Raw genomic sequence first — 12,475 nt, forward strand, 5'->3', positions numbered from 1 at the left:
ACCAGTTGCGAGAGTCAAAACCTTGTTCGACCTTCTTCCGCATCTCCTGAATGGCCTGACGCTTGGCCTGTTGTTCGCGCTGATCGCGCTCGGCTTCATGCTCATTGTCGGGCTGATGGAGCAGATCAACCTTGCGCATGGGTCCCTGTTCGCGCTCGGGGCCTATGTCGCCATGCAGCTCACCGGACCGCGCCCGCCATTGCCGGCCGATCTTGCGAAAGCGTGGCTCGCGCTGCCGCTGGGCTGGCGCTATGCCGCGACGCTCGTGATCGCGCCCGTGATCGTGAGCCTCGTCGGCATGCTGATCGAGCTCTGCATGCGGCGGACCTACGGCAAGGACCCGCTGTACGGGCTTCTCCTGACCTTCGGCGCCGCGATGGTGATCGAGGAGTTGATCCGCCTGGTCTGGGGCACGCGTGACTATGTGCTCCAGGTGCCGTCCGCCATCAACGGCGGCTTCCTGTTCGGCGACCTGATCTGGTCGACCTATCGCTTCTACGCGGCGGGCATCGCGGCCGGGATCATCGGCCTGGTCTGGCTGTTGATCGAAAAGACTTCATTCGGCGCAACCGTCAAGGCCGGCGCTCATGACAGCGAGATCGTCCGCGCGCTCGGCATCAACCTGTCGCGATTGCGGCTGCTGGTCTTCGTGTTCGGCACGATGCTGGCCGCGATCGCGGGCATCATCGTCGCGCCGATCTGGGGCATTCGTCCGCATATGGGCGTCGATGCCGTCATCCCCGCGTTCCTGGTGATCGTGCTCGGCGGCGTCGGGAGTTTCTGGGGCGCCGTCGTGGCCGGGCTGCTGGTCGGACTCTGTGTCGGCCTTGCCGGCGCTTACGCGTCCGAATGGTCGCTGTTGTCGATGTACATCCTGCTCGTCGCCGTCGTGACGTTCCGTGCACGCGGGCTGTGGGGCAAGAAAAGCGTGCTCGAGGCCTAGGGAATGATTGTGGGATCAAGATCTTCATCCGATGCCGCGCGCCTCGTCACGCCGACGATGCTGGTGCTCTGGCTGGTGCTTGCAACGGTGCCGCTGTGGATCACGCGGATCGGGCTCTATCCCTATCTCGGGATCGAGATCCTGATCTGGTCGCTCTATGCGCTTGCGTTCAACCTGGTGCTGGGCACGGCCGGACTTCCCTCGTTCGGACATGGCGCCTATTTCGGCATCGGCGCCTATGCGTTCGGGCTCTGCCAGCTCGACATTGTCGCCAATCTCTGGATCTGTCTCGCTGCCGCGGCCGTGGTCGCGGGGCTTGCCGGCGTGCTGGTGGCGCTGTTCATCTCGCACCGGCGCGGCATCTACTATGCCTTCATGACCATCGCCTTCGGCCAGATCTTCTGGACGCTGGCGATCAAGTCGCACCGCATCACCGGCGGTGAGGATGGGCTTCTCAAGATCAAGCGGCTGCCGGCCGATTTCGGGCTGGTGTCGTTCGATCTCACCGACAATGTCGCGTTCTACTATTTCGTGCTCGCGGTGTTCGCGGTCGGTACCGCCGTCTTGTGGCGGCTGGTGCACTCGCCCTACGGCCGCGTGGTCGCTGCGATCAGGCAGAGCGAGGTTCGCGCCGCCCATCTCGGCTATAACGTGTGGCTCTACAAGGCGTCGGTGTTCGCGCTGTCGGCGGCCGTGTCCGGCTTTGCCGGCGGACTGTTCGCGATGGCGCAGCTCGCCGCATTCCCTGATGTCATGAGCCTGCATCAATCCGGCTACGTCGTGATGATGACGCTGGTCGGTGGCGGGCTCGTCAGCTTCTGGGGGCCGGTGATCGGCGTTTTTCTCTTCCTCACCGCGCGCGACGTGATCGGCGCCCTGACCAATGCCTGGATGCTCTATTTTGGTCTGCTGTTCATTGCGATCGTGCTGTTCCGCCCCGAGGGCATCGCGGGCGCGCTCTCGGCCGCCGCGCAGCAGCATTCCCTCAACGCGCTGCGGCGGCGCGGCACGTCCGCGATGCGACTGCTGGTCGGGGGCGGGCGATGAGCATGATCGAGGCCGCAGGTGTGCACGTTCGCTTCGGCGATCGCGTCGTGCTGGAAAGCGTCGATCTCGCGGTTGCCGAGGGCGAGTTTCACGGCGTGATGGGCCCGAACGGCGCGGGCAAGACCACGTTCTTCAACGTCCTCACCGGCCGGGTGAAACCGAGCCGCGGCCGAGTCCTGCTCGGCGGCGAGGATGTCACGGGATTGAGCCCGCACCGCATCGCCGCCAAGGGCATCGCCCGCTCGTTTCAGATCATGACCCTGTTCGACGAATTCTCCGCCCGCGACAACGTCATGATGGGCTTGCCCGCGTTTCGCGCCCGTGGCCTCGATATCGCGCGGGCGGCAGCTGGAGATCGCAGGTTTGCCGAGCAGGCATCCGAAGCGCTCGCCGCGGTCGGGCTTGCCGACAAGGGCGATGTCCGTGCCAAGGACCTGTCCTATGGCGACCGCCGCGCACTCGAGATCGCGGTCGCGCTGGCGCAGGCCCCGCGCGTGCTGTGCCTGGACGAGCCGACCTCCGGCCTCGGCTCCGACGGCGTGCAGCGGCTGGCCGCTCTGGTGGCGCGCCTGAAGGGCCGGCTGACCATCGTCGCCATCGAGCACGACATGGAGTTCCTGTTCTCGCTCGCCGATCGCATCTCGGTCATCCATTGGGGCCAGGTGGTGGCGCGCGGCACGCCGCACGAGCTGCAGCAGAACGAATGGGTGCGTCGCTCCAATCTCGGGAAATTCGCATGATCCTCGAAGTGGATGGGGTCGATACCTTCTACGGCGAGACCCAGGCGCTGTTCGGCGCCTCGCTCGCTATCGAGCACGCCAAGGTGTTTGCACTGCTCGGGCCGAACGGCGCCGGCAAGACCACCATGCTCCGTTCGATTCTCGGGCTGACCCGCCCGCGCCGCGGCGCGGTTCGCTTCGACGGGCATGACGTGACGCGCGATCCGACCCACGAGATCGCGCGCGCCGGCATCGGCTGGGTGCCCGACGACCGGCGGCTGTGCCCGACCTTGTCGGTGGCGCGCAACCTCACCATCGCGCAGAAGCGCACGCGCTTTCGCAACTGGAGCGTCAAGGAGGCCGCCGCGATCTTCTCGCCGCTCGAATATCTCATGGAGCGCGACTGCGAGAACCTGTCGGGTGGCGAGATGCAGATGGTCGCCATTGCGCGCGCGCTGGTCGGCTCGCCGGGACTGGTCCTGTTCGACGAGCCGAGCCAGGGTCTTGCGCCAAAGATCGTCGGCGACGTGCTCGCCACCATTTTGCGCATGAAAGAGGAGGGGATCGCCTCGCTGGTTGTCGAACAGAATGCGGAGATCGCGCTGTCGGTGGCCGACCATGCCGCGGTGATCGATCGCGGCCGGATCGTCTGGACCGGCGAGGCCGCGACCTTGCGCGATGACCGCGCCCTTCGTCAGCGCTTGCTGGGAGTACAATAAGTGGCCGCACCGCTGCTCGTCCTCGATGACGTTCGCAAGGTCTACACAAGGGGCCGCGTCATCCGCCGTCCGACGTTCACGCTTCAGGCAAACCTGTCGCTGGAGGAGCCGGGTATCGTCGGCGTGGTCGGGCCGAACGGCGCCGGCAAGACGACCTTGTTCGAGATGATGACCGGTTCCAACGCGCCGACCTCGGGGCGCGTGCTGGTCGCGGGCACCGATATCCATGGCGTCAAATATCGCGAGCGCGACCGGCTCGCGATCCACTATCACCAGTCCTATCAGGTCCGGCGGTTTCGCAAGCGCGTTCCGTCCGCCTTGCTGGCGCCGTCGCCGACCCGGACGCCGCTGGTTCACTTGTTCGACGAACCGCAGTTCAACCTGCAGGACGGCTATATCGGCTTCATGCTCGATTTCTTCCGCAAGCTGCGCGACGAGGGCAGGCTGGTCATCCTCTGCATGCATCCGACAGCCAGCTGGCACCTCGACATCCTCGCCGAAATCGCCGGGCAATTCCTGTTCGTCGCCGGCGGCGGGGTGACGCGGATGGCGGACTTCCGCACGCTCGCCGCCGAGCCGCGCTTCCGCCTCTATCTCGGACCGGAGATGACGCGCGCCGCGGATGCCATCTGTCACAGCTCGACGTAAAAGGAGACTCCGTTGGCCTATTCGAACACGCAGCTTTTCATTGCCGGCAAATGGCGCCCGGCCCATTCTGGCAAAGTGATCGAGGTGCGCAATCCCGCGACCGAGGAGGTAATCGGCACCGTCGCTCATGCGGGCCAGTCCGATCTCGACGAGGCGCTGGCCGCCGCTTCCGCCGGCTTCAAGGTCTGGCGCAATGTCGCGCCGTTCGAGCGCTGCCGGATCATGCGCAAGGCCGCCGCGATCATGCGCGAGCGCAATGACGAGATCGCGCCGCTGCTGACGATGGAGCAAGGCAAGACGCTGGGCGAAGCCAAAATGGAGGCAATGGCCGCCGCTGACGTGATCGAGTGGTTCGCGGAGGAGGCCAAGCGCGCCTATGGCCGGTTGATCCCCGCGCGCGGCCCCGGCATCTACCAGATCGCGATGAAGGAGCCGGTCGGCCCGGTCGCCGCGTTCACGCCGTGGAATTTCCCGATCAACCAGGTCGTGCGCAAGCTTTCCGCAGCGCTCGCCGCCGGCTGCTCGATCATCGTCAAGGCGCCGGAGGAGACACCAGCTTCGCCCGCGCAACTGATCCGCGCGTTTGCAGACGCGGGCGTGCCCGACGGCGTCATCAACCTCGTCTACGGCGTGCCGTCGGATATCTCCGAATATTTGATCCCGCATCCGGTGATCCGGAAAATCTCCTTCACCGGCTCGACCCATGTCGGCAAGCAGCTCAACGCGCTCGCGGGCCTGCACATGAAGCGCGCCACCATGGAGCTCGGCGGCCATGCGCCGGCGATCGTCTTTGGGGATGCCGACGTCACCTCGGCCGCGAAGATCCTGGCGGCGGCGAAATATCGTAACGCCGGCCAGGTCTGCATCTCGCCGACGCGGATGCTGGTGCAGGACGACGTGTTCCGCGAATTCGTCGACAAATTCGTCGACAGCGCCAAGGCGTTCAAGGTCGGCAATGGCCTCGATCCCGAGTCCAAAATGGGTTCGCTCGCCAATCCCCGCCGCGTCACCGCCATCGAAGGCATGGTGCAGGATGCCGTCGGCAAGGGCGCCAGGCTCGAGACCGGGGGCAAGCGTGTCGGCAACAAGGGCCATTTCTTCGAGCCGACCGTGGTGAGCGATGTGCCGAAGGATGCGCGCGCGATGAACGAGGAGCCGTTCGGCCCGCTCGCCCTGATCTCCCGCTTCTCGTCATTCGACGACGTGGTCGAGGAGGCGAACCGGCTGCCCTTTGGTCTTGCCTCTTACGCCTTCACCAGCTCGGCCAAGACGGCGGCTGCGATCGGCGCGGCGGTCGAGGCCGGCATGATGTCGATCAACAGCTTTGGTCTGGCGCTGCCCGAGGTGCCGTTCGGCGGCATCAAGGATTCCGGCTACGGTTCGGAAGGCGGCACCGAGGCGATGGAAGGCTACTTCAACACCAAGTTCATCAGCCAGACGGGCGTGTGAGCGGGCGTTGCATGCGAGGCCGCGCGATCATCGCGCGGCTTAGCGCTTGACGAAAACCAGGTTGCAGGCCCGCGCCTCGTTGCGCTTGCCGCTGCCTCGGGTGCGATCGAACTGCGCGTCGACCGTGAAGGCGTAAGGCGAGCCGGGTGCGAGGTTGTTGAGTGTGTAGGTGCTCGCCCCCGTCGTGCCGCGCGCGCTCAAGGTCGTCTTGCCGTCCGCGGGGATCTGGCCGTCGATCTCCAGCCGATTGACACCGCCCGGACCCTGCACCTCGGCGTGAAACACGCCATTGGTCACGGTGGCGACCAGGGGCCTGGTGAAGCCCTGCGCCTTGCCGGAAGCCGGGCAGTTCAACGTCACGTCCCAGCTGCCGTCAAAATCCTTGCTGCCGGTGGTTCTGGCGTTACCGCTCGGCGCGACCGCCACTTTCTGCTTCAGGCCTTCAATGCGTGCCTTGGCGAGGGTGGCGAAGATGCAATTCGGGAATCTCGCGAGATGATCCTCAAAGGCACCCAGCGTGCCGATGCCCTCAGCAGCCTTCCAGTGCGCCTCGGCGGCCGCGCAGGGATCGGCCTTCGGTGCAGCTTGGGGGGGCGCCGGCGCGACCGTGACCGTTACAGGCCCGTTCAGGTAGAACTTGCCGATGATCGACAGCGACAGCTCCGGCAGCTGGGTCTTGCCGCTGGAGTCATAGACGTCGCTGCTGATGTCGCGAAAGACGTCGCCGATTTCCTGCGGCTCCTCGATGTGCTTGAGGAACGCGGTCGTGTAGGGGCTGTTGCGGCCGGTGCCGTCGGCGGCGACCTGCCCTGATTGCGTCGAGAACGACACGATCGTGCCGCGCGGCGCCTCGACTTTCGACAGGCCTCGTCCGATCGAGGCGGCGCGCGTCGAGCCGGCAGAGCGCTTCAAGGTTTCGGCCAGCGGATTGTCGCGGCAGGAATCGAGCACGAGGATTCGCAAATTCTTGGCCTGCTGCAGATCGTTCACGATGTCGTCGACCCGCACGAAGCGCTTGAGGTCTGCTTCATCCGTCAGCACGGCGTCGACAGGCATTAGATAGTTCACGCCGTTGTACTGCATGGCATGGCCGCTGTAGTAGAACATGGCGACATCGGCCCGGCTCGCGGCGCGCGCGAAGCGGATGGTCAGGTCCTGCATGTCGGCCTGGCGCAGGTCGATACCCTGGAACACCTCGAAACCGCTGCGCTTGAGCGAGGCTGCGACGTCTTCGGCATCGTGCGACGGGTTGGGTAGCTGCGCCGTAGAGACATAAGCGCCGTTGCCGATCACCAGCGCAACCCGCGTGTCCGCCGATGCGGGGCCAAGGCTCAGCCAGAGGGCGAGGAGGGGCAGGAAAAAATGACGCAAAATTCCAGAAGGAGCACGCATGAATGCCTTCCAGGGAAATATCGAAAAATATTCACCCAGATTAGCGCATGCCGCGTCGGTATCAATGCCCTCGCTGCGGACCCGTCAGATTTAGCGACCGTGACATCCTGTCACGCCGGGTTTGCCGCCACCGTCTTGCGCAGCTCCATCTCGGTCGCAATCGCCTCCCGCACGCTGGGCCGCCCCTGCATGCGCGCGAGATAGGCCGACAGGCTTGGCCATTGCGCGATGTCGACGCCCGCGGGACGGAGCAGCAGCAGGGCCCAGGCGAGGTGGGCATCTGCGACGGTGAAACGGTCGCCGACGAGGAATTCGCGGTCGGCGAGATGTGCTGATGGCACCGCCAATGTCTGCGTGATCCTCGCACGCGGCTTGGCGAGCGAGCCGTCGTCCTTGTACCAGAAGGTCGGAAACAGGAAGGCCTTGTGGATCTCGGCGCCGATGAAGCTCAGCCATTCCTGCAGGCGGTAGCGGTCGGGATCGCCGAACCGGGGCGCCAGGCCCGCCTCCGGCTTCGCATCGGCGATGTATTGCAGCACCGCCGCGCTTTCGGTCAGCCGTTCGCCGTTCTCCAGCACCAGGACCGGCACCGCGGCCTTCGGCGACACGCCGCGGAAATCGCCGTCGTCGTCGGCGACCGTCTTGGTCCGGAGATGCACCAGATGATAACGCGCATCGAGGCCGGCCTCCATCAGCGCGATGCGGCTCGCAAGCGAGCAGGCCATCGGCGAGAAATAGAGCTGCAGCATCGCGTTGCTCCGTTATTTCAGCGCATCGCCGCGCGCGATGATCGCGAAGCGGTCGGATAGCTCGGCGAGTGCAACCTCGTGGATGGTCCGGGCGTCCAGCGTGCCGCCGCGGCCGTCGGGCAGGTCGCGCGTGGCGCAGGCATCGGCGTCAACAGTCGTGCGAAAGCCGAGGTCGAGCGCGGCACGGGCGGTGGAGCTGACGCACATATGCGTCATGAAGCCGGCCAGTACGATGTTCTTCCTGTCGGTTGCGGCAAGGCGCGCCTGCAGATCAGTGCCGGCAAATGCATTGGGCAACTCCTTCTCGATCACCAGCTCGCCGGCACGGGGGCTCAGCTCGGCGACGATGGCGCCGCGGTCGGCGCCGCGATCGAACAGGCTGCCGGCCTTGCCGCGATGGGCGATATGGATGATCGCGGCTCCGCTCTCGCGTGCCCGTGCCAGGAGCGCAGCCGCCCGCGCGATCGCAGGTCCCGCGTCGGGCAGAGCGAGGGGACCCGCGAGATATTCGTTCTGGATATCGATCAGCACCAGCGCGGCGTCGCCAAGACGCGGCGGGTTGAGATCGGCACCGGCGAGCTGCAGCAGGGTCTTTGCGGTCGTCATGGTCTGGAAATCTCCGGGGCAAGAGGCTGCACAAACATAGCCTCGGGAATGCCTGCCGATATGCAGGGATATTGCAGCGGGTGGCTGCGATATTGCAGGCTGCTCCCGGCCGGTATAACCTGACGCAATGAACTGGGACGATCTGCGCATCATCGCTGCCGTCAGGGACGAGGGCACCTACGCGGGCGCCAGCGCGCGGCTGCGCATCGACGAAACCACGGTCGGGCGCAGGCTGTCGCGCATCGAGCGTGCACTCGGTTTGCGTCTGTTCGAGGCGGCCGACGGCGTCCGCAGGCCGACGCGGAGTTGCGAGGCGGTGCTGGCGCATGTCGAGGCGATGGCCGCACATGCCGCCGAGATCGGTCGCGTCGGCGCGAGCCTGGCAGGTCCGGTGGGACGCCTGCGCATCGCCTCCACCAACACGTTCGCTGAGGAGGTGCTGTCGCCGCGCGCGAGCGACTTCCTGCGCGCCAATCCCGGCCTGACGCTGCAATTCCTCACCTCGAGCGAGAACGTCAAGTTCTCGCGCTGGGAAGCCGATCTCGCCATCCGGCTGCGCAAACCCGACAAGGGTGACTTCGCGATCTCCAGGCTCGGCGACGTCAAGCTTTATTATTTCGAGCCTGTTGCGACCGAGGGCGAGCCGGTGCTGTGCGCCTATCCGGACGAACTCGGTGCCATTCCCGAGATGCAATTCCTGCGCATGAAGCAAGCCCGCGCGCGCTGCGTCACCGACAACGTTCGCGTCATCCGTAACCTGATCCGCGCGCATCGGGCCGCCGGCGTGTTGCCGGAGTATGTTTGCGCGGACTTGCTCGGCGATCGCCGCCTGCGCGCCACGCTGCTGCCGAAGCGGCGCGACGCCTGGCTGCTGGTGCAGAACCACCTCAAGCGCGATCCCGCGACGCGTGTGACGATCGACTGGGTGAGGGCGTGTTTTCAGGAAACGTCGCGCGGTTGACGTCACGCTTCAGTCATTCGACAGCAAGATCTCTTGTTGCATCTTTTGGTTGAGATTGTCTTCGCGTGATTCTAACATCCGGTCGTCATTCCGGGGCGGCGCGAAGCGCCGAGCCCGGAATCCATAACCACAGGCTGGAGGAATGGCCTACTACGTCTACATCCTGGCAAGTAGGAAGTACGGCACGTTGTACATCGGTGTAACGAGCGACCTCGTTCGACGCGTCTACGAGCACAAGACCAAGATCGTCCCGGGTTTCACCAAGCGATACGGGATCGACAAGCTGGTTCTGTTCGAGACTTTCGATGACCCCGTAAGCGCAATCGCTCGCGAGAAAGAGCTCAAGAAATGGCGGCGGGATTGGAAGACGCGATTGATCGATGAACAGAATCCGAATTGGGATGATCTCTACAGCGGCATCTCCAATTAGGGCCTGTGGTTATGGATTCCGGGCTCGCGGCTTCGCCGCGCCCCGGAATGACAAACCAAAAAAAATCTCGCACCACCCCCTTGCAACCCGAACGTGCTTCGTCTATTAGCGCCCTCCTTCGCTAGGCCATGGGTTCGGGCTCTCTGAGATCCCGGCTGGCGCGAGCCGCTCTGCGGTTTCGTGTTCCGCCGAATGAAGGGCAAACGCAGGACGTAGCTCATGGAGAGCGTCGGGCTGAACACCCGAAGGCATCGGTTCGATTCCGGTCTCTTGCACAAAGGATAGCTCAGTTTGGTAGAGCAGATGACTGTTACTCATCCTGTCGCGGGTTCGAATCCCGCTCCAGCGCTCCGTTTCAGCCTGAAAAGCTGATACCTCTGACGAGGACCGGACGCGCGCTTCAGTCGCAGTCCGGCCGTTTTGCCGAAAGGCTTACCGTCCGAACCTAGACACTGTGAGACCGGCTTTGCGCCGCGGGTCGATACCGCTTGCGCTGATGCCGGGTGGCTCCGCATGACCGCTCGACACGCGTCGAGCGATCGCGCGCGTGCGCCCGTCATCATGCAAGTTCAAGCCCCGGCCCGCTGATTTCCCGGGAAGCGTCGTCCGCGTCCTCACGTCCTTTGCAAACGAAACCTGCTGTCCGGCATCCGGCCGGGCGCAAACGAAGGAGGCGTGCCATGACCTGGCACTTGCTGATGTTGAACGTGACGGTGAAGGATGGCGAGCGTGCGTTGCTCACGCGCAACGGACAGCTCGTGCGCGTGCTCGCGCCCGGCAAGCATCGCTTGTTCGATCCCCTGCACGAGCTGAAGGCCGAGGTGCTCGACGTGGTGCGCAGCGAATTCCCCGCGGATCGCTACGCGGTACTGAAGGCCGCGCGGCCTGATCTGGCCGCTGAGCTGTTCGAGGCGATCGAGACCAAGGCGGACGAGATCGCCATCGTCAGCCTCGACGGCCGGCCCGTGCATCTGATGACGCCCTGGCAGGCGCGCGTCTACTGGAAGGTCGCGACCCGCATCGATGTCGAGCGCATCGATGTTTCCGCCGATCCTCGGGTTGGCGCGCGGCACCTGACCATGATCGAGCGCAACCGCTCGACCGTCGTGATGGAAGCGGTGGTCGAGAACCACGAGGCGGGCCTGCTCTATGTCGAGGGCCGGCTCGTGGAGCGGCTTGCGCCCGGCCGGCACGCCTTCTGGACCGTCGGCCGCAAGATCGAGGTGAAGCGCCTCGACCTGCGGCCCCAGGCGGTCGAGATCACCGCGCAGGAGATGCTGACCAAGGATCGCATCGCGCTGCGGGTGACGCTGACGGCGTTCCGCAGGATCGTCGATCCCGAGCGCACGGTTGCGACCGTGCCCGACGTGGATGCGTGGCTGTACCGGCTGGTGCAGTTCGCGATCCGCGAGGCGGTGGCGGGCCGGACGCTGGACGAGGTGCTGTCTGCGAAGGCGGCGCTGGATGCGGAGCTGCGCGACTATGTGCGTGCACGCGTCGCGGAGTCCGGCATGGAGGTGACCGAGCTCGGCGTCAAGGACGTGATCCTGCCCGGCGAGATCCGGGAGCTGGTGAACAAGGTGGTGGAGGCGGAGCGGGTCGCGAAGGCGAACCTGATCCGCCGGCAGGAGGAGACCGCGGCGACGCGTTCACTCCTGAACACCGCCCGCCTGATGGAGGAGAACCCCCTGCTGCTGCGGCTCAAGGAGCTGGAGTCGCTGGAGCGGCTGGTCGAGAAGGTCGGCCGCATCGACCTCCATGCCGGCAACGGCGAGGGCCTCGATGCCCTCCTGACCCGGCTCGTGCGCCTGAAGGCGCCCGAGAGCGCATGAAGCAGAAGGGCCGCCCACGGGCGGCCCTTCACATCTCCATTGTCGACGCTTGCGATGAACGCGTGCGCGCGCCCGTGCGACCAAAACCATGAGTGGGTATTGCACGCGCGCGAAGGTTGCGTAATCTCACGGTGACGACCACAATCTCGATCATGGCAAGCGAATGACCACTCTTCAGCAAACGATCCGCCCTACGGCCCGGCCGCGGGAATGGAAAGCGATCGTCGTCCTGATCCTGTTGATCCCGGTGCTGTGGTCGCCGCCGTTCCTGTTTCGCTTCTTCCTGTATCAGCCGTTCAACATTCCTTCCGGCTCGATGACCCCGACGCTGGTCGTCGGCGACTACGTCTTCGCCGCCAAATACGCCTATGGCTACGGCCGCTATTCCTTTCCTTTCGCACCGTCCTGGATCTCGGGCCGTGTCTTTGCGGCCGAGCCCGAGCACGGTGACGTAGTCGTGTTTCGCGCGCCAAAGGACACCTCGGTCGACTACGTCAAGCGCGTGGTCGGGCTGCCCGGCGACCGCATCCAGATGCGGCAGGGACAGCTTGTCCTCAATGACAGACCGGTGACGCGCGTCGCGCTCGCAAACGGGCTCGCCGGCACCGCCTGCGGTCTGGATGGCAGCGTCAAGGTCAAGCGCTGGCGCGAGACGCTGCCCAATGGCAATTCCTACATCACCTACGACTGCGTCGAGAACGGCTACTACGACAACACCAATGTCTACACCGTGCCGCCCGGCCATTTCTTCGTGCTGGGCGACAACCGCGACAACTCGAGCGACAGCCGCGTGATGGCAACGATGGGTTTCATCCCGATGGACAACCTCGTCGGGCGGGTGACGCGGATCATCTGGTCGCTCGACGAAGACGGCGAGCCGCACATGGAGCGGCTGGGGAAGGTGTGGTGAGGGGCGCCGCCGTCATTCCGGGGGGGCGCGTAGCGCTGAGCCCGGAATTCATTCGTCCGCAAGGTTCGTT

Annotated in this window: 13 protein-coding genes and 2 tRNA genes; 12 read left to right on the plus strand and 3 right to left on the minus strand. The window is 65.2% G+C overall.

The features are described from left to right. The first annotated feature begins 22 nt into the window (after window positions 1–22). The 6 genes from AC0L3X_RS21510 to AC0L3X_RS21535 are packed head-to-tail and all read left to right on the plus strand — an operon-like array spanning window position 23 to window position 5,525. Window positions 23–943, plus strand: coding sequence for a branched-chain amino acid ABC transporter permease (locus AC0L3X_RS21510; RefSeq protein ID WP_014494228.1), 921 nt, complete (start codon window positions 23–25; stop codon window positions 941–943). Between the two features lie 3 nt (window positions 944–946). Next, window positions 947–1,990, plus strand: coding sequence for a branched-chain amino acid ABC transporter permease (locus AC0L3X_RS21515; RefSeq protein ID WP_283016966.1), 1,044 nt, complete (start codon window positions 947–949; stop codon window positions 1,988–1,990). Then, window positions 1,987–2,730, plus strand: coding sequence for an ABC transporter ATP-binding protein (locus AC0L3X_RS21520; protein ID WP_028158494.1), 744 nt, complete (start codon window positions 1,987–1,989; stop codon window positions 2,728–2,730). Before AC0L3X_RS21515 ends, AC0L3X_RS21520 begins: the two co-directional genes overlap by 4 nt. After that, on the plus strand, window positions 2,727–3,428 hold the full coding sequence (locus tag AC0L3X_RS21525) for an ABC transporter ATP-binding protein (protein ID WP_283016965.1): 702 nt from the start codon (window positions 2,727–2,729) through the stop codon (window positions 3,426–3,428). The genes AC0L3X_RS21520 and AC0L3X_RS21525 overlap by 4 nt, the downstream gene beginning before the upstream one ends. Next, a complete protein-coding gene (locus AC0L3X_RS21530; RefSeq protein WP_135215471.1) occupies window positions 3,429–4,076 on the plus strand; it encodes an ATP-binding cassette domain-containing protein in 648 nt (215 codons plus the stop codon). 12 nt (window positions 4,077–4,088) lie between these two features. Then, window positions 4,089–5,525 carry an NAD-dependent succinate-semialdehyde dehydrogenase gene (locus AC0L3X_RS21535; RefSeq protein WP_283016964.1) on the plus strand — a complete coding sequence of 479 codons (1,437 nt, stop codon included), beginning with the start codon at window positions 4,089–4,091 and terminating at the stop codon, window positions 5,523–5,525. A gap of 39 nt (window positions 5,526–5,564) precedes the next feature. Here the strand turns inward: AC0L3X_RS21535 and AC0L3X_RS21540 are convergent, their stop codons facing one another. From AC0L3X_RS21540 to AC0L3X_RS21550, 3 genes are all read right to left on the minus strand, one after another. Further along, on the minus strand, window positions 5,565–6,917 hold the full coding sequence (locus AC0L3X_RS21540; RefSeq protein WP_283016963.1) for a caspase family protein: 1,353 nt from the start codon (window positions 6,915–6,917) through the stop codon (window positions 5,565–5,567). Between the two features lie 110 nt (window positions 6,918–7,027). Next, window positions 7,028–7,666: a glutathione binding-like protein gene (locus AC0L3X_RS21545; RefSeq protein WP_283016962.1), complete on the minus strand. Its 639-nt coding sequence runs from the start codon at window positions 7,664–7,666 to the stop codon at window positions 7,028–7,030. 12 nt (window positions 7,667–7,678) lie between these two features. Next, window positions 7,679–8,272 carry a cysteine hydrolase family protein gene (locus AC0L3X_RS21550; RefSeq protein WP_283016961.1) on the minus strand — a complete coding sequence of 198 codons (594 nt, stop codon included), beginning with the start codon at window positions 8,270–8,272 and terminating at the stop codon, window positions 7,679–7,681. Window positions 8,273–8,399: 127 nt separating this feature from the next. Between AC0L3X_RS21550 and AC0L3X_RS21555 the strand changes: the two genes are divergently transcribed. The 6 genes from AC0L3X_RS21555 (at window position 8,400) to lepB (ending at window position 12,405) form a co-directional block, all read left to right on the plus strand. Continuing rightward, window positions 8,400–9,233, plus strand: coding sequence for a LysR family transcriptional regulator (locus tag AC0L3X_RS21555; protein ID WP_283016960.1), 834 nt, complete (start codon window positions 8,400–8,402; stop codon window positions 9,231–9,233). 142 nt (window positions 9,234–9,375) lie between these two features. Next, window positions 9,376–9,663: a GIY-YIG nuclease family protein gene (locus AC0L3X_RS21560; protein ID WP_071912533.1), complete on the plus strand. Its 288-nt coding sequence runs from the start codon at window positions 9,376–9,378 to the stop codon at window positions 9,661–9,663. Between the two features lie 205 nt (window positions 9,664–9,868). Continuing rightward, window positions 9,869–9,938, plus strand: a tRNA-Phe gene (locus tag AC0L3X_RS21565). Between the two features lie 4 nt (window positions 9,939–9,942). Further along, a tRNA-Asn gene (locus tag AC0L3X_RS21570) sits at window positions 9,943–10,008 on the plus strand. Between the two features lie 335 nt (window positions 10,009–10,343). Next, complete coding sequence (locus AC0L3X_RS21575) at window positions 10,344–11,495, plus strand: slipin family protein (protein ID WP_283016959.1); 1,152 nt, start codon at window positions 10,344–10,346, stop codon at window positions 11,493–11,495. A 163-nt stretch (window positions 11,496–11,658) separates the two neighbouring features. Then, on the plus strand, window positions 11,659–12,405 hold the full coding sequence (gene lepB, locus AC0L3X_RS21580) for a signal peptidase I (protein ID WP_283016958.1): 747 nt from the start codon (window positions 11,659–11,661) through the stop codon (window positions 12,403–12,405). Window positions 12,406–12,475: the final 70 nt, after the last annotated feature.

The sequence above is a fragment of the Bradyrhizobium sp. MI1.7 genome, assembly GCF_055811795.1.

Coding starts and splice junctions, on each gene's coding strand:
- AC0L3X_RS21525 (WP_283016965.1), top strand. CDS start 2,727: ATGATCCTCGAAGTGGATGGGGTCGATACCTTCTACGGCGAGACCCAG.
- AC0L3X_RS21560 (WP_071912533.1), top strand. CDS start 9,376: ATGGCCTACTACGTCTACATCCTGGCAAGTAGGAAGTACGGCACGTTG.
- AC0L3X_RS21515 (WP_283016966.1), top strand. CDS start 947: ATGATTGTGGGATCAAGATCTTCATCCGATGCCGCGCGCCTCGTCACG.
- AC0L3X_RS21550 (WP_283016961.1), bottom strand. CDS start 8,272: ATGACGACCGCAAAGACCCTGCTGCAGCTCGCCGGTGCCGATCTCAAC.
- AC0L3X_RS21540 (WP_283016963.1), bottom strand. CDS start 6,917: ATGCGTGCTCCTTCTGGAATTTTGCGTCATTTTTTCCTGCCCCTCCTC.
- AC0L3X_RS21575 (WP_283016959.1), top strand. CDS start 10,344: ATGACCTGGCACTTGCTGATGTTGAACGTGACGGTGAAGGATGGCGAG.
- lepB (WP_283016958.1), top strand. CDS start 11,659: ATGACCACTCTTCAGCAAACGATCCGCCCTACGGCCCGGCCGCGGGAA.
- AC0L3X_RS21520 (WP_028158494.1), top strand. CDS start 1,987: ATGAGCATGATCGAGGCCGCAGGTGTGCACGTTCGCTTCGGCGATCGC.
- AC0L3X_RS21555 (WP_283016960.1), top strand. CDS start 8,400: ATGAACTGGGACGATCTGCGCATCATCGCTGCCGTCAGGGACGAGGGC.
- AC0L3X_RS21545 (WP_283016962.1), bottom strand. CDS start 7,666: ATGCTGCAGCTCTATTTCTCGCCGATGGCCTGCTCGCTTGCGAGCCGC.